Consider the following 23325-nt stretch of genomic DNA (forward strand, 5'->3'; position numbering starts at 1 on the left):
GCTAAACCAGGTCCGTGGATTTGAACTCCACTACCAGGCAGTCGTCGACCAGCAGGTCCAGGATGAAATACTCATCATCATATACAATACCGCCTACACTATTGGTATCTTAATTTGTGTCTTGACATTGAATCCTCTGCTTCTTAGTTCTTTTACCATGAATCTCTCGTAGGTCTTTTCAGGCAGCCCGACCCCAAGCCTTTTATGGATGGTGTAAGCCGAATCCACAGTATATTTTGCTGCTGTTTCAACGATATCAGGCAGCTTATCATATTTTCTTTCCATCATGATCACCTTAACAAAACAATACTAATTTGCTATTATTTGCAATAAAGTATTATAAATTTATCCATCAAACAAAAAAACAGGAGAACAATCATACGACAATTAATGCATAACACAAACCGGGATATTAAACTTTCGTGTTTTGGAGAATATTCGGGCTTTGTTTTAGAGTTGGTGACTTTGAGAAGGTTGGTGCGTTGAGCCGTGCGTTCGAGCTGTTAGAGCGTTGACAGTGATACTAGAGCCTTAGAGGTTTCGTGAGCCAACTTTTGGTGTCTTTGAGCCTTAAAAATCATATAAAAAATTTTAGTGTTTCCGTGTTTCTGTGAGATTACGTGTCTACCTGCCATCCGACAGGCACAACCATATATTATTCTCATAAAAATACTGTTACTGGTATGATCTTAATATTCATATTTTACGGATCAGCCTGCGCCACCGCTTAAAATGTGAAACATAAGAAGGCCTGTCGTCGAAAGTCGGGTCTGTGATCTTTACCAGGCCGTTCGACGGGAATATCATCCTGTAATACAGGCGAGTCTTTTCCATGACGCTTGCGTTTTCAGGGACTATAAGCCTGATCTTTTCCACAGTGCCGCCTTTGGCCGCATACGAAAATGCCTTACATTCATCATCCGAAGGCTCCGGCCATTTTGAAAGATCGATGAATTCTGGCGGTATATTTAGCCCGGTCCAGAGATGCGTCATTGTCAAAGCTTTCTCCATGGCCAGCCTGGCGCCGCATTTCACGCTCAATTCCTGTACTGCGGCCCAATCATCATTACCGGTGATCTGCTCGCATAAAAGGCGAATGTCATATATCCAGTTGAGCCGTATGCTGTGCCCGTGGCTGTATACAAGATGATTGACCGCATGTATCAGCGCGTCTATCGGGCATAATGTTTTGAAGGAGAGACCTTGAGAGTTTACATTTACGGCATTGTCGAAAAGCTGCCCGACGTCCACGTTCTTACTTACCATGTTGAACGTGTAAAGGTTCCAGTGAACCTCTACAGGGCGATACCTGGAAAGGTCATCGTGACAGAATATCTCTTCGCAATAACCGTTTTTAGATACCTCGAACCGTTTTTCCACACATGCATATCCCAGGCTTTCCATAATTTCGCGAGAACGAATGACGTTTTCAGGACGGACGAGAATGTCAATGTCCCCGCTTGCCCTCAAAGCAGTGTCAGAATATATTGACCGGGCATATGCGGGACCTTTTAGAAGTAACAGGTCTATTTCCTCATAATTAAAAGCATCGAGAATTTGTCCTGTTTGCCTCCCTGCCTGATCCGAGCTTATCCTGCTCTTAAGGAAATCCATTCTTAATACGTTCACAATATTCTCAGGAGGCTGTAATTCGGCGGGCAGCGAGTATATATTTTTGTAGACCAGCGGGGCTATGCCGTGAGTATGTAAGAATACGGCGAACCGAACCCACTCGCTCATGGAAATATCCGGTAGGACCGGCTCACTATCTTTTAAAATGGCTATAAGATATGATAACAGACCGTCAGGAAAATTTTCCAGAGGGTCAATATGGCCGTTACGCAGCTGGAAAACATCATGGATCTTTCTGATCTCGCTCAGAGTGTCATGACCGGCGTTACCTTCACTGGACAGCGTTATCGCCATAACACACCGAACTCATGAAAGATCCTTTTAGAGAGTTGTGTCTATCCAGGTACTCTTCGTCGATGAACAGATCATATGGCCTGAATATTCTCCAGCTCTCGGCCCCGGGAAGACGCTTGCCCACAAGCTTTTTACCCATGAACAGCTGCATCTCCATACCTTCGGGGCGCTTGAAATGCAGGACATACATGTCCTTTTGTCCGGCCATATCCTTCTTTAATAGCGCGGGCCATATGCCGTTTATCCGGTAAACTACATAGAACACGTACGCTTTGGAAAATTTAATGAACCTGTGCCACAGGTACGATAAGCCTCCGCGAAGGCCGCCGGATATCTTTACCAGCTTTGAGCCTCGCTCAACGAAGACGACCTGTCCTATCAGGTTATTCGGCCTGAGCACCCATTTATCAACATAGGCGTTGTTATCGCCACGCGTCTTGATCCCCTCGTCGGTGATCGAGATAATGCGATGCGCCACCTTTTTTCCCTCGTCCGGCGTAAAAAATGCGACTACGTCCCCGCATCTGATGCCCCTGTTAATGTAAGGTATAACGCAAAGCATGTCAAGATCCTTTAAAGTGGGATACATGCTCTTCCCTACGTACACCAGATTGTTTACAGGAACACCTAAATCTACACGTCCCCTGACCATATCCCCAAAACCCTTATATTAATGTAATTCTATTTTTATAAGTTATCTTTATTAGTATTAAAAAATTGCTATCTCTATCTCTTCCCAGAACCTTCCGGATATGCTTACCCGAAGTTTAAATAATGGGATCTCTTTTGCTATTTCGCATGAGTTATGGAATATCGCCTCATTCAGAGACCGTGCATCGTTTTTACTAAGATTTACCCAGTAACGGTGACATGCATCCATGGCCGACCTGTAGATAACGGAAGCCGCCGCCCCTTTCCCGACAGGAATGACTTCATCTTTCCTGGACTGTTCGAGTAAAAAGATGGCTTCTACGGGAAAATGACGGGAAACATCCCATGTGCCGGGGCTGTTTCGTTCCAGAAAATCGCTCCATGTGGGGAAAGGATGCGCATGATAACGCCCGCTGCCGGTATCCCTGACTATCAATACTTCCTCATCGCAGATCGTGTTCCATGGCGAAGGAATGCGGCGGCAGCATGTGGATTTACCGGTCTTCGAAGGGGCTGTGAGCAATACGCCTTTGCCGTTAAGCTCTACAAGGCCGGCGTGAAACGGAAGACATCCTGCCTTTAAGTTTTTATTATAGAAGAATGACAGGAAATTCGCGATAAGGATTATATCGGGCTCGTGATACTCTTCCTTATAATCAACAGCACATATTATGTCGGGTACGTCTTCATGCTGCCATATTTTTATTAGCCCGATCTGGCTGTAATTCCATCCGTTTCCGGGTAGATAGCAGGGTAATTCATCATATTTTTTTGGATCAAGACTATCTGATGTAAATTTTTCAAGATCATCGGTTATAAAATAGATATTAATGCCGTCCTCATCCGGACCGCATGCCTTTAGACGCATTATTGACGCGAATCTTTCCACCCAAGAGATGGTAGTTTTTGTAGGTATGATCCGCCAGGACCTGCCGTTACTTAATCGTAGAAGGAAAGATCTCATATCAATAAAAGCATTTAGCTTCCGAATGCCGCCTGGCCATTGGTACAGCCGCCAAGCCCGGTATTGCTTTGCCCGTTATCGCATCCGAAAGTCTTGTTAGCCTGTCCTACTCCGCATCCATCTGTCGTGTTATTCTGACCTGTGCTGCATCCTCCGGACGTATTAGTATTCCCGGTATTGCAGATGCCGCCTGGATTGCTTATGCCGTTATGGCAAAGAGAACCGCCGGACTGGCCGAGGACTACGTCACTGAACTTTATCAGCTGCGGCTTTTCGTAAACTAGCTTCCCCATAGGATAACCACGTCTATACCCTTATCTACCACACCACATCTTCTTTGAGGACAATGCATCAAAGGTAAGGTCTATTCAAATAATACTTACAACGCAGGCCGTATATAAATTTTGTTTAAATAAAGATGAAGATTAAACATTTTTAGTTCTTTTTGGGGTTTTATTTTAGGTTATTCTGTCCGGATGGCAGGTAGATACTAATTTCACAGAAACACGGAAACACTAAAATTTTTAAATGATTTTTTTAAGGCACGAAATCTCTAAGAACTTACTCACTAAACCTCTAAGGCTCTAGTATCACCGTCAACGCTCTAACACCTCTAACGCTCGGCTCAACGCACTAACCTCTCAAATTCACCAACGCTAAAACAAGACACGAACATTCTCCAAGGCACGAAAGTTTAATGGCCCGGTTGACGTTTCGTTTTATCGATGCCATCCTGGACTTTTTTCCTTTTTGTTAAATTGAAACCGAAACCGGGATATTGAATTTTCGTGCCTTGGGGAGGTTCGGGGTTTGTTTTAGCGTTAGTGTATTAGAGAATTTGGTGCGTTGAGTCGAGCGTTTGGGACGTTAGTGCGTTGACGGTGATACTAGAGCCTCAGAGATTTTGTGAGTGAATTTTTGGTGCCTTTGAGACCTTAAAATTATAAAAAAAATTGTGTTTCTGTGTTTCTGTGAGGTTAGTATCTACCTGCCATCCGACAGGTACAACCACAAAAACATCATCCCGAAAATGATAAAACTTTTCCAGGCATCATTTATCTGGTTTTACATAAATCCTTGACGCCGGGAATATGTCTCTATTCTTCGCTTCCTTACAGTACCAGAACGGGGCCCATATGCTCTTGCTCGAATAATAGTTCTGCGCTATGCAGCTTCCGAGGCATATGCTTTTCATAAGGCATTCGCCGCAGACACCTTCAAGCCGCGCGGGAAGCCCCTCGCGGAGTTCGCGAAGTATCGGCTCATTTGACCATACATCTTCAAGGCGATCTTTTCCGGCTTTCCCGAATGTCAGTTCAGGCACATGCGCCCCGATCCCGCAAAGAGCATAGGTCCCGTCAGCCAGGACTCCGACGATGTTCAATATCCCGCAGACAGTGCACCCGCACCCTGTGCTCCCGAACATCTTTCCCATAGGCCTGAACGCAGGAGGCTGAGTGTAATGTAATTTTAAGAAAGTTTTTTCCGCCAGCTCGCCTTCCACCCATTTTCCAAGGCTTACCAGTTCCTCGATGCCTGAGGTCTCTCCGGCGTCATGCATTTTTTCGCCCCTTGCAGTGGGCTGTACGACGTTGAACTTTAGGCTGCTTGCGCCGAGGGATTCGGCCAGCCTGATCATATCCTCTATCTGGCCGGAATTCCTGCGCATTATGGTCATGATGATCTCGGGCTTTATCCCTGCATTGACGAGGTTCCTTATTCCTTCCAGGGCCGCATCGAAGCATCCTTCAACGCCCCTTACCCATTCATGCGTCTCTTTATTCGCCCCGTCGAGGCTCACGGATATGCAGCCGGGCTTACATGAGGCGATAAGCCGCACCATTTCCAGGGTGCAAAGAACGCCGTTAGTCTCTATGCAGAGAATGAGGCCGTTGTCTCGTATGATATTAATGATCTCCTGAATGTCAGGATGAAGCAGAGGCTCTCCGCCTGTCAATTTTACTCTTTGAAGACCCAATGGTTTAGCTTCTTCTATGATGGATCTAAAAAGGCTGACAGGGATGTAATTGAATTTTCCTTCTTTAGAATATTTTGGGGATATCCAGCAGTGCCGGCAGCGCAGATTGCATCCGTCCGTGAGATAAAAATATATCTGAGTCAGCGGATATGTGCGTTCGCTGGAGCCTTGCGGGATATTTTTGTGCATGGTCGCCCTCTTTTACGTTTCCGGGATCTTTCCCCCATTCCTGAGGAATGTGCGCAGGCAGCCATCAGGATCGGGATGGTCCAGGTTTCCCGTGATATTATAAGTATTTGCGGGACAGTTGCCGGTACAATACTTGATATACTCGCAATCACTGCATAAGTCAAAATTGTTTAACGGTATCATGCGCCTTTCGCGCAGCCTTATCATTTCGGGATGGCGCTGCCAAATATCTATAAGCCGGTCCTCGTTTATCCTTCCAAGCTCGATCTGGCTCAATAGCTGGCACGGCACGATGACGCCGTCAGCCCGCACCGCGAGCCTTTCGAACGGGCATCCGCATCCTGTCAGATAGCCTCTGCCCTGGATGTCATTGCCCTCTTTTCGTGCTTTTTCCATTTCCATCCAGGCTTTCGCGTCGGCCAGCGGTCCGGCTGTCGCGTGTATTCTTCCCGGGTATTTTTTTGTGAGCTTTAGAAGAGCGTTCATCGCCAGCATACGGTCATTCGTATCGAGCCGTATCTTTTTCGAGTTTTGCTGGCATAGTCCCATGTATGATGCAGAATTGGTCGAGAACGTGGGAATGCCGATGTCTTCTAGTAATAATTTCGCTACGTTTTCCAGGTCCGTGACGTTTTCTTTATGGATGGTCACCCTTACCGTGACAGGGACGCCATTCTCTTTTAAGCACTTAAGCCCGTTTATCGCCTTTTGGAAAGTGCCTTTGCCGCGGTATATATCATGGATATTTTCATTAGAGCCGTCAATTGATACCTGTACGGCGTCGCATCTTTTCGCAGAGCTTAAAAAACGGGCAATGTCTTCCGTTATTAAAGTCCCGTTCGTCAGTATTGAATACCTCATCCTGTTTTTAACGATGCCTTCTATTATCTCAAAAATATCTTTTCTGTAGAATGGCTCTCCGCCTTCGAGTACGACTCTCATCACAGAGCATTCGTTGAGCTCTTTGAAAAATTGTAGCCATTCTTCTGCCTGGAGATCATGTTTGACGTCGCCGGGGCTGCTAAAGTGGCTGCAGTAAGAGCACCGCAGGTTGCAGTCGTTGGTAACGGCGATGTCTATCGCCCTCGGCGTCCTCATGATCTTTTCGGCGGTCATATCATGCTTTAGAACCTACAAGGCCTCTGTTTTCAAGGTCAAGGATGAACTCTATCACGTCGTTTTTGTAACTATCGGGAACTCCCTCGCAGTTTTCCGTCAGCTCGCCGAAAACGTCTTCTACGGTGTGGTCGCCGTCGAGATGCTTCCATATGAAAACGCCTGTAGGGTTTAACCCGAATGTCTCTCCTGTGTTTGGATCGTAAAGTAATGCCCAGTCGTCGAACTCTTCTCTGAGGACGATAGACGGGTTAGCAATAGGCCTGTCGATCAAATGAACCCCCCTCAATATAATGTAGATGATAAGAATTAAACATATAAAATGATATCCATATCGATAGACTTGAAGTGACAAACTGAGTAAATTCTGTAATGTTATATTTTTCTTCGGCTTTTTGGATATGATGTTTTTGTGGTTGTGCCTGACGGATGGCAGGTAGGCACGTAACCCCACAGAAACACAGAAACACAAAATTTTTTATATGATTTTTTAAGGGCACGAAATTCTCTAAGAGTTACTCACAAAACCTCTAAGGCTCTAGTATCACTGTCAACGCACAAACACCTCTAACGCCCGGCTCAACGCACTAACCTCTCTAAGTCACCAACGCTAAAACAAGGCCCGAACATTCTCCAAAGCACTAAAGTTTAATATCCCGGTCTGTGTTGTAAAAAATTTGCGTTTTAGTTTATTATTCTTGTTATTCCCTTTCCTATGTTCTGTTCGTTGAAATTTATCAATAGACCGAGTCTTTTTCCGCTAAGCCTTAAATAGTTGAGCAATTGTGCTTTATGTATCGGCTGTATCTGATCTGTGGATTTAAATTCTACTACCAGGCAGTCGTCGACCAGCAGGTCCAGGATGAAATACTCATCATCATACACGATACCTTCGTATGTTATTGGTATCTTGATCTGTGTCTTGACATTGAACCCTCTGCTTCTTAGTTCTTTTACCATGAATCTCTCGTAGGTCTTTTCAGGCAGCCCGACCCCAAGCCTTTTATGGATCGTATAAGCCGAATCCACAGTATATTTTGCTGCTGTTTCCACAATATCAGGTAACTTCTCGTATTTTCTTTCCAACATGATCACCTTAACAAAACAATACTAATTTGCTATTATTTGCAATAAAGTATTATAAGTTTATCCATCAGACTAAAAAAGTGAACAGGTATACGATCATTGAACAACACAAACCGCGCCATTAAACTTTAGTGTTTTGGAGAATGTTCGTGCCTTGTTTTAGAGTTGGTGACTTAGAGAGGTTAGTGCGTTGAGCCGAGCATTAGAGGTGTTAGAGCGTTGACGGTGATACTAGAGCCTTAGAGACTTTTGTGAGTAATTTTTTGTGATTTTAGAGACTTTAAAAATCATATAAAAAATTTTTGTGTTTCCGTGTTTTTGTGAGGTCACGTGTCTACCTGCCATCCGTCAGGCACAACCACAAAAACATCACATTCAAAAAAAACCGAAGAATTAAAAATCAGGTGCTTCCAGAGTGATATATTTAAGTCTTATCAACAAGTATACCTTGATAACCGGCCTGTCATAAATAAGGCCGGCCAGTGTGCGGGGGTATACGGGGATGTTGAAGAGCTTATTGACATATATCGTAAGGTCAATGAGCGTGACTGGCGTCCATATTAAAGATATTTTTCATACCCCGAAAAGTTCAGATAATGAGAAGTTCAAATGGAAAGATCTCATATTCTTTTTCCGGTTCGTTAAGCCCGTCTGGAAGCTCGGTGCTTTATCCATCATTTTATCTATCCTCATAAGCGCCATTCAGTCGATAATGCCTATGAGCACTAAGGTGTTCATCGATTTTGTCATAATGAAGAACGGCTTTGACACCGTCGAAGGCTTTCTGGCGTCTTTTGGCATGGGAACGCTTGCTCCGGGCATTATAGAGCTGTTGAGCTCTTTGAATTTTGTCATACTGGCCCTGATAGTCCTTGGCCTGACCTCGGGGCTCTCGGGAATATTGAAGGACTACCTTAATACGAAATATACGCAGCGGATCACGTTTAACGTGCAGACGACGCTGTTTGACCGCGTGCTGAGGTTCCCGATGTCGTTCTTTAAGGAGAAGCAGACTGGATATCTTGTGTCGAGGGTGCAGAATGACGTGGGCTCCGTGCAGTATTTCTTCTCCAATATCATCTCATCTGCCGTCTCAAGCAGTGTGTCGCTTGTGTTGGGCTTATTGATCATACTGGCCATTAGCACTAAGATAACGCTTTTAGTCGTGCTCCTTGTTCCTGTTTACCTGATAGTGAGCGTGTTCTTTTCGGGCAGGATGAGACGGGTCAGCTATGATGAGATGGAATCGTCGGCGAATGTCTCGAAGGATCTCCAGGAGATATTGTCGGGCGTCGAGGTCGTGAAGTCGTATACGAGCGAGGAGAGGGAAGTCAGGAAGGTTTCGGAGAAGATCGATAAGGTCATTAAGACGAGGATGAAGAGCACGATGATCTCATCTTTTTCCGGCTTTATCATGAGAGGCGTTCAGTCGGTGTTCCTTTTACTGGTCATGTGGTTCGGTGCCATAGAGATACAGAATGGCGCGATGACTATCGGGGATTATGTCGCGTTTATCGCTTACGTGGCGTTTCTTTCCGGGTCTGTTGGAAGGCTGTTCTCGTCTTACATTTCGCTACAGACTATACTGGCGTCGATGGACAGGCTGAAAGAAATGTTCAGTATTGTGCCGGAGCATGAAAATGCAGATAGGCAGCTTATTGTCCCGAATGATTGTAAAGGCGGCATCAAGTTTGAGAATGTAACGTTTTCGTATGACGACAAAGATGCTGTTATTAAAGATCTCAACCTGGAAGTAAGATCCGGGGGATCTGTCGCATTGATAGGGCCGAGCGGGTCGGGAAAGACGACAATAGTGAACTTAATCTTAAAACTTTATACTCCGGGATCAGGCGCGATATACCTGGATGGTGTCGATCTTAGAGATATTGATACGGAATGGCTGAGGAAGCAGATCGCAATAGTGTCGCAGGATGTTTTTCTTTTTGACGATACGATAGAGAATAATATCAGGTACGGGATGCCTTCGGCAAGCAGGGAAGAGGTAATTGAGGCCGCGAAGAAGGCGCATATACATGAGTTCATAGAGTCCCTTCCCGATAGCTATGCTACGATCATAGGGGAGAGAGGGGTGAAACTCTCCGGAGGGCAGAGGCAGAGGATAGCGATAGCGAGGGCGTTCCTGAAGGATGCGAGGATACTGCTGCTGGATGAGCCGACGTCTGCACTCGATACGGAGACTGAGGATAGTATTAAAGGGTCCTTAAGGGAACTGATAGATAACAGGACGACATTTGTCATATCGCATAAATCATCGTTGATCGATATTACGGGAAATATGCTTGTAGTTAAAATAGGAACTTAGCTGAACGAGAATTGGTTTTTCGGTTAGAGAAAAACGTTGTGCCTGACGGATGGCAGGTAGGCACATAATTTCACAGAAACACGGAAACACTAAATTTTTTTAATGGTTTTTTAAGGGCTCTAAATCACTAAAAATTACTCACCAAACCACAAAGGCTCTAGTATCACCGTCAATGCTCTAACACCTCTAACGCCCGGCTCAACGCACCAACCTTCTCAAAGTCACTAACTCTAAAACAAAGCCCGAACATTCTCCAAAACACGAAAGTTTAACGGCCCGGTTTGTGTTGCACCCTGTTCGATCCCATGACGAGCTAACACTATTGCCAAAAAAATGAAACGTCAACCGGGCCGTTAAACTTTCGTGTTTTGGAGAATGTTCGGGACTTGTTTTAGCGTTGGTGAGTTAGAGAAATTAGTGCGTTGAGCCGGGCGTTAGAGGTGTTAGAGCATTGACGGTGATACTAGAGCCTTAGAGACTTTCGTGAGTAAACTCTTTGAGATTTTCGTGCTCTTAAAAAATCATATAAAAAAATTTTGTGTTTCTGTGGTTCTGTGAGGTTACGTGCCTACCTGCCATCCGTCAGGCACAACCACAAAAGTATTCTCAGGAATACTGAAGATAAAATATGTCATCTGTCGATCACGATATAGTCAAGAGTTATGCCGAGCTCCCTGTCGTCATAGCTTAACCGTTCGTCTTCCTTAATGCCGTACTCATATGGTACCCAGGTATTCACTCTGATCTCGAGTATATGATAATCGCCTTCCAGATACACGGCAGGCACCTGGATAGTATGATTATAGTCTCCGGCATACTTTACGAATTCGCCGATCTTAGTGTCATTTATGAATAATTCAACTCTCGCGGGGTCATCTTCAGGCCTGAAGCCCCCTGTGGCAAGAGTGAGGTTCGCGTCGCCGTACTCTGCAGGATAGTAAAAAATGACTTTTGAGGAATCTTTAGTCCACCGGTACTTATTCTGCTCGGGATACTGGAAGCCGTCGATAACGTCAGTATCGTCCTTGCCGCCGACATCAATGACGTATGGCACCGTTATAGTATTGTTCTTATTTATGTCGTATAGCCGGCTATTTGTAAAGAGAGTCCCGAAATTGATCTGTGTACCATAGTAGGGCAGCGGTTTTGGGGAGATGAGGTAATCTACGCCGGAGCCGTAATGCTCAATGGTGTGTTTATCCGTAGTGTTAATTATTACGTTATCCGGACCGTAATAGAATACCAGATAATGCCAGAGCCGTTTTATGGAATTGAAATTTTCCGAGTCGACCATTATGATCGAATCCTCGGTGACACCTTGATCCGTGAGCTGGTTAAACGTACCCATGGACTTTATCGACGTCTTTAATTCCATGTTATATGTGGGGATAGTCACTATGAGCGATATCAGGATCATAAAGGCCGGTAAAATGAACACATATTTTGGATATTTCGATGAGACATAGAATAGAAATAAGACCGCCACGCATAGAGCGAGCGAGAATAACGCCAGTATATAGCCATCCATGTTCATGAGATAATATATGGTCATGTTTCCGGCGGCGTCGAAATATTTTGGTATCGTCGACATCAGGATGAACGCAGTTATAAGGACCGCTATGGACGAAACAATGAATTTTTTGTTATTGAATGTCGGGGACATTTTTTCCATGCCGATGAAGCCGAATATGAATACCAGAGGTATGATCGGCCCTATGTACCTGCCGTACATCTCATAGTTCATAGGGACTATGAATAAGATACAGACAATGAAAAGCCCGACGGATGAGAACAATGCATAAACGCCGGAAATTCGCAGGGGTACGTCCATGAGGTTTTTATCCTTTTTTACCAGGCTGTAAAACAGGATGATCGTGATAACGATGAAAAAGTAGGAGGATAATAACAGGAAATTGATCTCATTTAGGAAGGTCATTAAATAATCGGCTATTATGCCGGGATAATCTATCGTCGCGGCTGACTGGTTCGTCACGGTCGTCGCGACGAAATTGGGATCGTAAGGGGAGCCGAATGAATAATATTCCGTGGGTATCATATAAGCGGAATAGCCTAACCATAAGGTCAGAAAAACGATGAGTGACGCTATTAAGGCCCATTTCTTTTTGACGGCGCGGAGCAGGTCTCCCCCGTTCCTGTTAACGTACAGGTAATAAATGAACGCGAGCACGAACGCCGCTATCATCGCCAGGCCGTTTGAGCGCGTCATGTAGAGATATACGACGGAAAACGAAGCTAAGATGTCCCAGATCTTTTTATCGCTGCTGTAACTCTCCAGGATGAACCACATCGAATATACGAATAGGGGGATGAACAGGTTTTCGCTCATCAGCGTGAACGGATAGAAATTAAAGGCGGGCAAGGTCGCTACGGCTAATGAGCCTGATATTGCCAGGCCTGCGGAGCAATATTTTCTTAGTATGAAATAAGCGGGGAATATTACCGACGTTGTTATTATTGAGTTTATTATCAGCATCGTGTGATAGACCGTATCCCGATCATCGGAGAACAGGTAGGCTATGGACAGAGGGATCGAATATCCCGGTGGTGTGGTCCCTCCCACTATGGCTATGAATTCAGGGTATAGTTTGCCGTTTAGAACATTCTGGGCGATGCTGTCATAGAACGTTTCGTCAGGCATTATTACTAAGGATGCGAAATTTAGTGAGAGAAATATTTTAATTGATAATATAATTAGAAAAGCGGCGATGATAATAAGTAAGCCGTTGCTTAGTTTAGTTTTTTCATTCATCCGGATATCAATGTAAAAGATGTTTTATAATTCATATAATTATTGGTAATTTATCTGCCTGTTTTTTATAAATAAAATGGGTGAGGCGTATAACGAGGAAGTATCATCCCGGATCAATCTGATGGATTCCGGATGTGAACCGCTCAGGGATTGAATAGTCTTGTTGTAAATGCTTATATTAGGATTATGTTAAAAACTCAGTAATGTACATAATCCAGATCGCCACCATAGTGCTGATAATAGAAAATGGAATGGTTACCCAAGTATAACGGAATTCAAGGAATAGAGGATATTTCACTTTCTTATTCGGTCATATATGTAATCCATACCAACGTTTAATAATATGTGAGCTTTTTTGGCCATACTAAATGATGCCGGCCATTTTAGCTTCATCGATCTAAATGTTCTTTTGCTATCCTGCAGTACATAAGAATACGCTAGAACCTCGTTTTTTGTCGGCTCCGGCCATTTTGAAAAATCATCGAAATGCGATGGTATTTTTAATCCGGTCCATTTAGTGGTCATGATCAAAGAATTCTCTAAAGCCATTCTTGCGCAGGTTTCTACGGATCTTTTTTGTAATTTTATCCAGTCGTCCTCTTTCAATCTTTTACAGAGCAGATCGACATCTAAGATCCAGCTTAACTTTACTTCCCTGCAATGGATGAAGCCCATATGTAACGCAGAATATATCAGAGCATCGACAGTATTTAATGTCCGGAACTTCATATCTTTACTATCTATCAGATCAGACCTGTCATATAGCTGCTTAAAATCCATTTTACCTAAAATGGAATACGGGTGTAGATCCCAGTGTATCTCCACAGGACGACACTTCAGGTCGTTTTTATGGAGGAACTGTTCTTCATAGTACCAGTCCCGGGAAATATCATACCTCTTTTTCAAACAGTCATATCCAAGCCCTTCCATCGCGACTCTTGAACGCGGCATATCTTCAGGCTTTATTAAGAGGTCGATATCATTGTATGACCTGGAAGCAGTCTGAGGATAGACCCCGTATGCCAGTCCCGGCCCTTTTAATACCAGGACGTCTATTCCTTCGCTTTCAAATCTGTGGAGAATATATTTTAGCTGGCCTTCGACCTGTAATGATATTGCGGCACTATTCATGTATTTTAATCTTATATTATCCATTATGGTTTTAGACGGAAGATAAAGCGAGGGCATTTCCTTTAGTTTCCAGTAAATGAAGGGCGTTATCCTTTGTTCATCCAGTAATGACAGAAAAGAATACCATTGTTCTAATGGCACATCGGGAGCCTCAACCGGCTCGTTTTGAAGGATCGATATAACATAATTTAGCAGTTCATCGGAGACATTTAGAATTTCATTTCTTTTTATGCCGTAAAGCGTGAACTTTTCATGTATCGCCTTAATATCATCTAGTTTTGTAGGATAAGAGTCGATCATTCCAGGCGTGTAATCTTCCATTATGAATTATTTGGTGATGTCCCGTATATTTAAAACATTATGGTCCTAAAATAAGAAAAGTTGATAGAAGCATATTGTGATCATGATTGAATATTGTTTTTCATGTAATCCTCTACAAATCCTATCATATATTCGTTCACGTCGATCTTTTCACTTAACATTATTTCCTTCTTACTTTTCCACATATCTTTTATATCAGGCATTGTGAGTAATTCATCGATCTTTTTACCGGCTTCATTTTGATCATTAAAACTGTAGAGAAGCCCGTATCTTTGTTCCAGTTCATTCAGGTATCCTAATTTGCCTTTCAGCGATGATATGTATATGGAAGGAGTGCCCAGCACTGCGGCTTCGGCTGCCATAGTGGCGCCTTCTCCGATGTACAAGGCCGCATAGTATAGCAGGTCGTGTATTTTTTCTGGCGAGATATTTACCCGATATTTTTTTAATGAATTGTCAAGAGGGCCTTCGGAGGATAACAGGACTTTACCGTGTTTTTCCAGTTCTATAATTAATTTTTGTATATCGCGTATCCCATGCTGTCCGATATCGTGGCTTGATCTCCAGGAGACAGACCTTATGATAAAATATTTTTCATCCTTTTTCAATCCGGTTTCTTCGAGCGTCTTAATGTCAGGGGTAAAGTGATCCGGATGGAGATACGCCAGTTCCTTGTAACCGTCATATCTTACCTGCTTTTTACCGAGATCCTGCATAAAGCATGCGGGAGTGTAAATTTTGTTCACGAAAGGCATGTATAGTATTCTCTGCTCTTTGCTGTGTTCGGTATCGAGGAAATTGACCGACCTTTTTTTTAGTAAGAATGAAACATGAGGTGCGCGAATTGAGCTTAGTCCGAGGAGAAGGTCCGGGTTAAAACCTCTTACGGCTTTATACATCTTTAGGTCCAGTACCGGTATGTTGAATGATTTTCCGGGTAAACTATCGCCGTAGCTGCCTAGTTCGACATATTCGAGGCCATATCGATCCAGTAATTCCAGGGAAACGTCTTTTTTTGACGCTGTAATTAATATTTTGTGTCCTCTCTCCCTCATCAGCCTGATGAAATCTTTAAAGAAATGGACGTCAGCCGGGTGGTTTATGTCTACGACGATCTTTATGAAGTTCATCTCCCTGGTAGAATATTGTTAGAATGAATAGATATTAAAAACACGCTCTTAAACCTTTAGGTGAAACTGCAAGATCTAACAATGAAAAAGAAGGAACAGGGATCATTGATCCCTACTTCATGTATCTTTGATTATATACCACATATTTTTGACAGCTTTCGTTATAACGCCCAATGTTAACATTATCAATATGTCAAGGCTTATGAGTAGAATGATACCCATCGCGATACACCCGGAGATGTATAAGATCTCATCGTGAAAGATCCTCCCGGAAGTGACATGGTATGTATATGAAAATATCTGGATGTTCCCTCCCAGGATATAGTATGGAATATGATCCATATCGACCATCATGCCGGCAAAGCCGCATATTAATGCGGTACGCAATGCAGGGTGTATTTTTTTAGATAATTCCATTTATACTCCTTGATTAATCAATAATTTCCGGATATTTAATATCGTTTGAAAGAAATTATGCGAATATAAGAAAAATATCGATAATTGTTTATTTATTTGTTTTCTATGAAATATTAAATTAAAAATTACTAATTTCAAAAAGATATTCCGAATAAATTTTTCCTTATGACGATATAGACATCATAAGATCCGATCATATTAATAGGAAAGATTTAATTTAATTAATGTCTTAAGGAATTACAAAATTAAAACAATAAAAATTATTTAATATTCTGTTATTGAATTAGCATTAAAAATGGGTATTAGTATGAGTGAGAAATTAAAAAGCATTCTTGATAAGAAAGGCCCGATTAGAAAAATAGGCGTAATAGGCATGGGTTATGTTGGTATCCCGGCCGCTGTGCTCTTTGCTGACTCTGATAAGTTTGATCTCGTATATGGTTTTCAGCGTGATTCAAAGACTTCAGGTTATAAGATCGACATGCTGAACCGCGGCGAAAGCCCTCTTAAGGGAGAGGAACCGGGCTTAGAGGATTTTATCAAGAAAGTCGTTCAGGCCAATAAGTTCAGGTGTACTTCTGATTTCTCGAAGATCTCTGAGTGTGACGCTGTCACTCTCGCCATACAGACCCCGTTCAAAGACCCTAAGGACCTTATTCCTGATTTTAGCGCTCTCATAGAAGGTATACGGCTTGTAGGACAGAATATGTCTGAAGGCACTTTAGTCGTGCTGGAATCGACCATAACCCCGGGCACAACTAACGGGATGGCAAGGCAGATCTTAGAAGAAGAATCCGGTATGAAGGCCGGAGAAGATTTTGCTCTCGCCCATGCTCCTGAAAGGGTGATGGTCGGCAGGTTATTACAGAACATCAGGGAACATGACCGCTGTGTAGGCGGGATTGATGATGTCAGTACGCAAAGGGCAGTTGAACTCTACTCGCCGGTCCTCACAAAAGGAAAGATTATACCCATGACAGCGACAGCTGCAGAAGTGACGAAGACCGCGGAGAATACTTTTAGAGACTTGCAGATAGCTGCAGCAAATCAGCTTGCTTTATATTGTGAAGCGATGGGTATCAACTTCTATGATGTAAGAGCAGGTATTGACAGTCTAAAAGGAGAAGGGATTACCAGAGCAATATTATGGCCTGGTGCTGGGGTAGGCGGTCACTGCTTGACGAAGGATACATATCATCTGGAGAGAGGCATAAAAACTCTGGAAGGAAAGCTCGATTATCCGGAAGGTAAAGAATCGATTTTTGTATTAGCTAGGCAGGTAAATGACTTTATGCCGAGGCATATGTTTAACCTGACATTAGATGCACTGGCAAGCGTTGGAAAGAAAACTTGTGATTCTAAGGTGGCAATACTCGGATGGGCGTTCTTAAAGAACTCTGATGATGCAAGAAATACTCCGGCAGAATTATATAGGGATTTAATGTTAGAAGCCGGTATACTTGTAGATGTGCATGATCCGTACGTGTTGGATTATCCGGGCGTGGAAATCGGCCACGATATTAACAGTATACTAAAGAATGCCGATGTTATAGCAATATTTGCAGGTCATGATGCATATGTGGAATATAGCCCAGAATTCATAAAAGGATTGTCTGGCCAAGAACATCCAGTAATAGTGGATGGGAGAAATATTATTGAGCCTGATGCATTTATTAAAGCAGGATTTATCTATAAAGGCATAGGTAGAGGAGACAAAAACTAGTACGTAATAAAATGAAGCAAGAGTCAGGATATTTATGAAAATTGTAACAGTGGTAGGTGCTCGTCCACAATTCATTAAATGTGCTCCAGTATCCAGAGAAATACGTAAGGAGCACATGGAGATATTGGTACATACAGGTCAGCATTATGATCATGATATGTCTGATATCTTTTTTGAGGAACTGGGAATACCCAAGCCAGATTATAACTTAGGAGTTGGATCTGCGTCCCATGGAAAACAGACAGGAGAAATGCTTGCAGGTATTGAAACCATACTTATAAAGGAAAAACCAGACATTGTGCTAGTTTATGGAGATACAAATTCAACGATTGCTGGAGCCTTAGCCGCATCAAAGTTACAAATAAAAATTGTCCATGTTGAAGCGGGATTACGCAGTTTCGATAGAACTATGCCTGAAGAGATTAATAGAGTGGTAACTGATCATCTTTCTGATATATTATTTTGCCCTACGAAAACATCAGAACAGAATTTATTAAATGAAGGAATAATAAATGGGGTTCACTATATTGGAGATGTAATGGTTGATGCATTAGCATACAATTTATCACTGGCAAATGAAAAATCGAAAATAATATCTAAGTTAAACATAGAGAATGGAAAATATTTGGTTGTTACAATTCATCGTCCAAACAATACTGATGAAAAAAGCAATTTAGTATCGATTATTGAATCATTAATTGAAGCAAATAAGAAAGTAATATTTCCAGTACATCCCAGAACGAAGAAATATTTAATCAATTATGGGTTATTTGAACATATACAAAAACAAAAAAATATTGAACTTATCGAACCACTAGGTTATTTAGATATGCTACAGTTAATGGCTAATTCGGATAAAATAATAACCGATTCTGGCGGAATTCAAAAGGAAGCATATATGTTAAAAATACCATGTATTACTATTAGAGATAAAACAGAATGGATTGAAACTCTGGATGATAACTGGAATATTTTAACAGGGTCGAATAAGAATAGAATAATTGAAGCAATAAAGGATATTAAAAGACCAAAATCGAATAAGAATATATTCGGGGATGTTGGTGTAAGTAAAAAGATAAGAAATTTAATAAAGACATCATAGGACTATTTAGGAGCAATTAATATAATAAACGGAATAAAGTTTAATAGAACGGTAATAGATATTCAATGGGCATTTATAAGTATAGCAATTTCTTCCTTAGTTCATTTTTTATTACGGATAATTATTGGTAAAGATTTAGGAGTAGATGGTTTAGGAGTATATACCCTTATATTTACTATATATTTATTCGGTATGCAATTCGCTAATTTTGGTATCGGTGCTGCAATAACTAAATATGTTGCAGAAAAAAATGAAGATATTAGTAGTATAACGCGGTTTGTTTCTTATGGAATAATAAGTTCAGTTTTAGTTGGAACTATAATTTCAATAATATTATTTTTCTTATCCCCATTTATTTCTTTATATATATTTCATGATAGTAATGTAGAAATATTATTAAAAATAACTGCCCTATGTTTTCCGTTCATTGCAGTACAAAAAGCTGTATTAGGTGGATTAAATGGTTTACGCAAGATGAAATACTATGCGTTTCTAAATATCATTCTGAATGTTTTAACAATAATTGTATCTATAATTTTAGTAATTATACTAAACATGGGGATCATTGGTGCTGTAATAGGATTTGTAATTCCTACAGTAATATCAGGCATATTATCATTTATTACTATAAAAGAATACTTTATTATCCCTAATCAACTATTTAATGAAACTTTTATAATAATAACTTCTTTTGGATTCTATGTAATGCTTGGTAATTCCATATCTATGATAAATACACAAATTAATACATTGCTATTAGGTTTTTACTTAAATACTTTCGAAGTAGGACTCTTTGCCGTCGCCACTACATTAATACAGGGTATGTTATTAATTCCTAGTTCCATACAAATAATTTCGGGACCTTCGTTTTCTCGTTTAAATAGTAAAAAGGAATATACATCTTTAAAACTAGTCACAAAAAAATGTATTATTTATACGTTTATTGTAATGTTTATTATTTCAATAATATTTATTATTGTAGGTAATCAGTTAATACCACTTTTATTCACTGAAGATTATAAAGCAGCTTACATCCCACTAGTAATCATGATTATAGGATATTTAATATATTCACCTTTTGTATCAATAGGGTCAATATTTGCAAATATTGGTCAAGTAAAACTTTCTTTTAAAATTAATTTAATATCTACATTCATAACAGTAATATTAAATTTAATTATGATACCCACATATGGCATAATTGGCGCAGCTATTGCAACTACAATTTCATTAATAATAACAACAATAATAAACCTAGCTATAATAAAAATTTATATAAATAAATGGACTTTAAAAATAGTTACAAAACCAAATTAAATTTAAACTTATATTTATTTATCTAAAATATTTTTCATCATAATCATTAACTTTATAAGCAAATTGCGAGTATCAACGTATTTATTAATCATATGGATTAAATAAGTTTGCTTGGAATTTAACGAAATATTAACACAGTTTATTATAGAAAACCAAATACATTTAAATATCCCAATAGTAGTTTTTATACATGCAAATTTATATAAAAATAGCAATTATCATCATATATAACATCGTTATAAAAATCTAGTATATTAATTAATATAATATATTGATATACAATTATCCATATATAACTTATTCTGGTTTTTACAATTATTTATCTCATTCAAGTGTGGCATCATAAGAGACCTAGCTGTTGTAACATGAACAGGTAATCCCCTCTGCATCGTAGAGTGATCAATTATCGCGTAATTATCGTGAAATATATTTATAGTATCAACATTATCGCCAATTAGTACTGAATAACTATATGGACTTAAATCTTTATATTGCAATGCTAACTTCTCACTCTTTGATTCATGTTGCAAATATAGACCAAGGATATTAAAATCTACAATAATATCATTAGATTTATCCGAATAATTATATAGCCAATAAAAACTAACTTCTGTATCCATATATTTAGTAAGAGATGTTGCACCAGCCTCGTTTGTTAACACTAAGGAAATAGTTACTAGAATACTAAGTAGGATCATTATGACGGTAATAATAATTAATATATATTGTTTATATGATTTTTGATTTTTTATAATATAAGTATATAAACTAAGACCAAATATTGGGAAAAATAATAAAACTTGAGGAAACGAAACAGAATTTGACTTATAATAAAGGAAAGTAAAGATAACTGTGGATATGAGAATAGATAAAGCGAAAAATAAATTGTCCTTGTGACGTACTACATTATTATTCCTGTATATATACAAATAAAAAAATATAGAAGTTATTAATAAAAATGTGGATAATGCGTATAAAGATAACAAACTTATAAAATAAACTTTTCCATATAGTAAACTTTTATAATTATAACTATAAGGTACATAGAAAGATTTACCACCAAACAATTTTGTAATAGCGTTTACAAAATAATCTTCTAAGCTAGAATCACTTATATATCCAGATATATACTCCGATTGCCATAAATGTGAGAAAGTAAATACTACTACAGTAGCTAATAATAGTATTGATAAAAGTGTTATTACATTATATTTATGAAAATATAAAAATTTGTTATATTTATTTAAAAAATTAAATTTTTTTGTTAAATAATATAATAAATATATAAAAAATAAAGTAAAAATATAAAGAAATATAATCATAAACATCGAATGCCAATAATGTACTAAACTAATAAGACTTATTAATATAATAATATAATTGGATTTTCTATTGATCATATTCAGGTTATTTTTTATTGAAATAAATATGATAATTACTAATAACAGTGAGGGAACAGCGACGTAGAATGATCCATAAGATCTTGTAGATATTAGGTATAATACCATATAAATAGATAATAAAAAAAATATAACTTTATTATTGGTATTAATATATTTTTTAATCATAGCAATGTATGCAATTGGAATAAACAATACCCCTAGAGGTAAAGCAATTAAATAAAATGTAGGTAGCCCTGTAACATAGTGTAAAGTCAGAAATAAAGTTATAAAACAAGGAAAGTACGATTCTGTTTCGATTATTTGTTGAACCCTTAATGGTAATCCAAAATCGCCATTTACGTTATGCGATATAAGTGGTATTAACATAATGTTATCTAAACGAATATGATTATTAATATACAGTTCATTAAACCCAACAAAAATACCCTCAAATCGTTCGATGTAAATTTCATTACTTGAGAAATATAGCATAACATAAGAAATTGTAATAAAAATTGTTATTAATAATATTTTTAATAATCTATTATTTTTCATTAAATATCAAGTTCCCATCTGAAGTAAATAATTGATATTACATTTTAGTATTATATTTTGAGCTATATCAACTCATCATAATTGTTAAGAATGTCATCTACTATTGTATGCCATAAATACTCTTCAGAATACTTCAATATGTACTCATAATCCCAATTCTCATTGATAGCATTTAAAATTTTTTCCGCAAGATCTTCTGAATTACCAGGTATAGCCAGTAGACCAGTTTTACCTTCTTTAATCACTTCTTCACTACCACCATTTATAGTAGCGACAACAGGTTTACCGCAAGCCATAGCTTCTACCTGAACTACTCCAAAGCTTTCGCTTAGACTAGGTAACACAAATAAATCACAAGCATTCATCCAATAATTCAATTTATAATCTTCTATAAAACCAACCAATCTAACATTGTCTCGTAAATTAAAATCATTGATCATTTTTTGTAATTTGTTTTTCTGCGGACCATGGCCCCCAATATAGCAAATAACATCCGGTTTATAGTTTCTAATAATATTTATCGATTCTATTAAAAAGTTAAACCCCTTTCTATCAATTAATACTCCTAAAGAAAATATAATAAATTTATCTGTAGGAATGTTTAATATATTTCTTGCATAGTTTTTATCAATATGTTTAAGATGGTTACAATTAAAGCCATTTTTTATATATTTTACATTATTATTATATCTCTTTAACAGTGGAATATCTTTTTTATTAACCCTAAATATTAAATCTGCATTCTTCCATATATCGTAAATAATACTGTTAAGAGAATTATACTCTCTTAAAAACCATTCCTTATTCTCATGTATTGTCAATACAAATGGTACATTATACCTATTTTTTAATTTAGAGCCAACATATCCAGCAGATATAGTAAAATGAGAATGAACTATATTAAAATCTATATTATTTTTTAATATAGACTTTTCGACTACCTCATAATGTTTTTCAATTAAATATGGCATAGAAAGTTGTACAGGAAGATAAAAGAAGGGAGTTGGTATTACTTCTACATTATCCGGTATATTTAATAGATTAATCTTTGAGCTTTTATTAAATGGTTTTAAATGATTCACCGGAATATAGTTAGATAATTCTGCGAAAGAATTAATTCTAACTAAAACATATACTTTGTTAAACTTTTTTGCAATAATTTCTATTGGATATTTAATAAAGTTAGCATATGAGTGAGATATTACTAGTAAATTTTTTTGCGACATTATAACACCGATTTAATA

General features: G+C 39.2%; 18 protein-coding genes. 4 read left to right on the forward strand and 14 right to left on the reverse strand.

Annotated features, from left to right (window positions below; translation table 11 throughout):
- Window positions 1-93 precede the first annotated feature (93 nt).
- From CUJ83_RS15685 to CUJ83_RS07825, 9 genes are all read right to left on the reverse strand, one after another.
- Window positions 94-288: a GxxExxY protein gene (locus tag CUJ83_RS15685; RefSeq protein WP_255668421.1), complete on the reverse strand. Its 195-nt coding sequence runs from the start codon at window positions 286-288 to the stop codon at window positions 94-96.
- Window positions 289-696: 408 nt separating this feature from the next.
- Complete coding sequence (locus CUJ83_RS07790; protein WP_230741731.1) at window positions 697-1926, reverse strand: nucleotidyltransferase domain-containing protein; 1230 nt, start codon at window positions 1924-1926, stop codon at window positions 697-699.
- Window positions 1904-2578, reverse strand: coding sequence for a signal peptidase I (locus CUJ83_RS07795; RefSeq protein WP_230741732.1), 675 nt, complete (start codon window positions 2576-2578; stop codon window positions 1904-1906). The genes CUJ83_RS07790 and CUJ83_RS07795 overlap by 23 nt, the downstream gene beginning before the upstream one ends.
- Window positions 2579-2635: 57 nt before the next feature.
- The gene (gene scmC / locus CUJ83_RS07800) at window positions 2636-3541 is read right to left on the reverse strand and encodes a SynChlorMet cassette protein ScmC (RefSeq protein ID WP_230741733.1); all 906 of its coding nucleotides are present in this window, start codon (window positions 3539-3541) and stop codon (window positions 2636-2638) included.
- Between the two features lie 14 nt (window positions 3542-3555).
- A complete protein-coding gene (locus CUJ83_RS07805) occupies window positions 3556-3834 on the reverse strand; it encodes a hypothetical protein (protein WP_230741734.1) in 279 nt (92 codons plus the stop codon).
- Between the two features lie 758 nt (window positions 3835-4592).
- Window positions 4593-5708, reverse strand: coding sequence for a SynChlorMet cassette radical SAM/SPASM protein ScmF (gene scmF / locus CUJ83_RS07810; protein ID WP_230741735.1), 1116 nt, complete (start codon window positions 5706-5708; stop codon window positions 4593-4595).
- A gap of 12 nt (window positions 5709-5720) precedes the next feature.
- A complete protein-coding gene (gene scmE, locus CUJ83_RS07815) occupies window positions 5721-6806 on the reverse strand; it encodes a SynChlorMet cassette radical SAM/SPASM protein ScmE (RefSeq protein WP_439651965.1) in 1086 nt (361 codons plus the stop codon).
- A gap of 19 nt (window positions 6807-6825) precedes the next feature.
- Window positions 6826-7098 carry a SynChlorMet cassette protein ScmD gene (scmD, locus tag CUJ83_RS07820; protein ID WP_230741737.1) on the reverse strand — a complete coding sequence of 91 codons (273 nt, stop codon included), beginning with the start codon at window positions 7096-7098 and terminating at the stop codon, window positions 6826-6828.
- 410 nt (window positions 7099-7508) lie between these two features.
- Window positions 7509-7913 carry a GxxExxY protein gene (locus CUJ83_RS07825; RefSeq protein ID WP_230741738.1) on the reverse strand — a complete coding sequence of 135 codons (405 nt, stop codon included), beginning with the start codon at window positions 7911-7913 and terminating at the stop codon, window positions 7509-7511.
- Window positions 7914-8412: 499 nt separating this feature from the next.
- On the opposite strand from CUJ83_RS07825, the gene CUJ83_RS07830 reads away from it, so the two are divergent.
- Window positions 8413-10233 carry an ABC transporter ATP-binding protein gene (locus CUJ83_RS07830; RefSeq protein WP_230741739.1) on the forward strand — a complete coding sequence of 607 codons (1821 nt, stop codon included), beginning with the start codon at window positions 8413-8415 and terminating at the stop codon, window positions 10231-10233.
- Window positions 10234-10864: 631 nt separating this feature from the next.
- On the opposite strand, the gene CUJ83_RS07835 is transcribed toward CUJ83_RS07830, so the two are convergent.
- The 4 genes from CUJ83_RS07835 to CUJ83_RS07850 form a co-directional block, all read right to left on the reverse strand.
- On the reverse strand, window positions 10865-12892 hold the full coding sequence (locus tag CUJ83_RS07835) for a glycosyltransferase family protein (protein WP_230741740.1): 2028 nt from the start codon (window positions 12890-12892) through the stop codon (window positions 10865-10867).
- A gap of 405 nt (window positions 12893-13297) precedes the next feature.
- Window positions 13298-14455: a nucleotidyltransferase domain-containing protein gene (locus tag CUJ83_RS07840; RefSeq protein WP_230741741.1), complete on the reverse strand. Its 1158-nt coding sequence runs from the start codon at window positions 14453-14455 to the stop codon at window positions 13298-13300.
- A gap of 80 nt (window positions 14456-14535) precedes the next feature.
- Complete coding sequence (locus CUJ83_RS07845; RefSeq protein ID WP_230741742.1) at window positions 14536-15585, reverse strand: DUF354 domain-containing protein; 1050 nt, start codon at window positions 15583-15585, stop codon at window positions 14536-14538.
- Window positions 15586-15702: 117 nt separating this feature from the next.
- A complete protein-coding gene (locus tag CUJ83_RS07850; RefSeq protein ID WP_230741743.1) occupies window positions 15703-16002 on the reverse strand; it encodes a hypothetical protein in 300 nt (99 codons plus the stop codon).
- A 307-nt stretch (window positions 16003-16309) separates the two neighbouring features.
- Here CUJ83_RS07850 and CUJ83_RS07855 point away from each other — a divergent pair, with 307 nt between their 5' ends.
- The 3 genes from CUJ83_RS07855 (at window position 16310) to CUJ83_RS07865 (ending at window position 20144) form a co-directional block, all read left to right on the forward strand.
- Entirely contained in the window at window positions 16310-17725 is a 1416-nt protein-coding gene (locus tag CUJ83_RS07855) for a nucleotide sugar dehydrogenase (RefSeq protein ID WP_230741744.1), read from the forward strand.
- 34 nt (window positions 17726-17759) lie between these two features.
- Window positions 17760-18827 carry a non-hydrolyzing UDP-N-acetylglucosamine 2-epimerase gene (gene wecB / locus CUJ83_RS07860; RefSeq protein ID WP_230741745.1) on the forward strand — a complete coding sequence of 356 codons (1068 nt, stop codon included), beginning with the start codon at window positions 17760-17762 and terminating at the stop codon, window positions 18825-18827.
- Window positions 18828-18902: 75 nt separating this feature from the next.
- Window positions 18903-20144: a flippase gene (locus CUJ83_RS07865; protein WP_369423953.1), complete on the forward strand. Its 1242-nt coding sequence runs from the start codon at window positions 18903-18905 to the stop codon at window positions 20142-20144.
- A gap of 1999 nt (window positions 20145-22143) precedes the next feature.
- On the opposite strand, the gene CUJ83_RS07870 is transcribed toward CUJ83_RS07865, so the two are convergent.
- Window positions 22144-23307 (reverse strand): glycosyltransferase, encoded by a 1164-nt coding sequence (locus CUJ83_RS07870; protein ID WP_230741746.1) that lies wholly within the window; start codon window positions 23305-23307, stop codon window positions 22144-22146.
- Window positions 23308-23325 lie beyond the last annotated feature (18 nt).

This window comes from Methanooceanicella nereidis (genome assembly GCF_021023085.1).
In the GTDB taxonomy this organism is placed as follows: domain Archaea; phylum Halobacteriota; class Methanocellia; order Methanocellales; family Methanocellaceae; genus Methanooceanicella; species Methanooceanicella nereidis.

What these genes read in the sequence shown, in the direction of transcription:
- CUJ83_RS15685 (WP_255668421.1), bottom strand. Translation starts at nt 288, where the DNA reads ATGATGGAAAGAAAATATGATAAGCTGCCTGATATCGTTGAAACAGCA.
- CUJ83_RS07790 (WP_230741731.1), bottom strand. Translation starts at nt 1,926, where the DNA reads ATGGCGATAACGCTGTCCAGTGAAGGTAACGCCGGTCATGACACTCTG.
- CUJ83_RS07795 (WP_230741732.1), bottom strand. Translation starts at nt 2,578, where the DNA reads ATGGTCAGGGGACGTGTAGATTTAGGTGTTCCTGTAAACAATCTGGTG.
- scmC (WP_230741733.1), bottom strand. Translation starts at nt 3,541, where the DNA reads ATGAGATCTTTCCTTCTACGATTAAGTAACGGCAGGTCCTGGCGGATC.
- CUJ83_RS07805 (WP_230741734.1), bottom strand. Translation starts at nt 3,834, where the DNA reads ATGGGGAAGCTAGTTTACGAAAAGCCGCAGCTGATAAAGTTCAGTGAC.
- scmF (WP_230741735.1), bottom strand. Translation starts at nt 5,708, where the DNA reads ATGCACAAAAATATCCCGCAAGGCTCCAGCGAACGCACATATCCGCTG.
- scmE (WP_439651965.1), bottom strand. Translation starts at nt 6,806, where the DNA reads ATGAGGACGCCGAGGGCGATAGACATCGCCGTTACCAACGACTGCAAC.
- CUJ83_RS07825 (WP_230741738.1), bottom strand. Translation starts at nt 7,913, where the DNA reads ATGTTGGAAAGAAAATACGAGAAGTTACCTGATATTGTGGAAACAGCA.
- CUJ83_RS07830 (WP_230741739.1), top strand. Translation starts at nt 8,413, where the DNA reads ATGTTGAAGAGCTTATTGACATATATCGTAAGGTCAATGAGCGTGACT.
- CUJ83_RS07835 (WP_230741740.1), bottom strand. Translation starts at nt 12,892, where the DNA reads ATGCCTGACGAAACGTTCTATGACAGCATCGCCCAGAATGTTCTAAAC.
- CUJ83_RS07840 (WP_230741741.1), bottom strand. Translation starts at nt 14,455, where the DNA reads ATGGAAGATTACACGCCTGGAATGATCGACTCTTATCCTACAAAACTA.
- CUJ83_RS07845 (WP_230741742.1), bottom strand. Translation starts at nt 15,585, where the DNA reads ATGAACTTCATAAAGATCGTCGTAGACATAAACCACCCGGCTGACGTC.
- CUJ83_RS07850 (WP_230741743.1), bottom strand. Translation starts at nt 16,002, where the DNA reads ATGGAATTATCTAAAAAAATACACCCTGCATTGCGTACCGCATTAATA.
- CUJ83_RS07855 (WP_230741744.1), top strand. Translation starts at nt 16,310, where the DNA reads ATGAGTGAGAAATTAAAAAGCATTCTTGATAAGAAAGGCCCGATTAGA.
- wecB (WP_230741745.1), top strand. Translation starts at nt 17,760, where the DNA reads ATGAAAATTGTAACAGTGGTAGGTGCTCGTCCACAATTCATTAAATGT.
- CUJ83_RS07870 (WP_230741746.1), bottom strand. Translation starts at nt 23,307, where the DNA reads ATGTCGCAAAAAAATTTACTAGTAATATCTCACTCATATGCTAACTTT.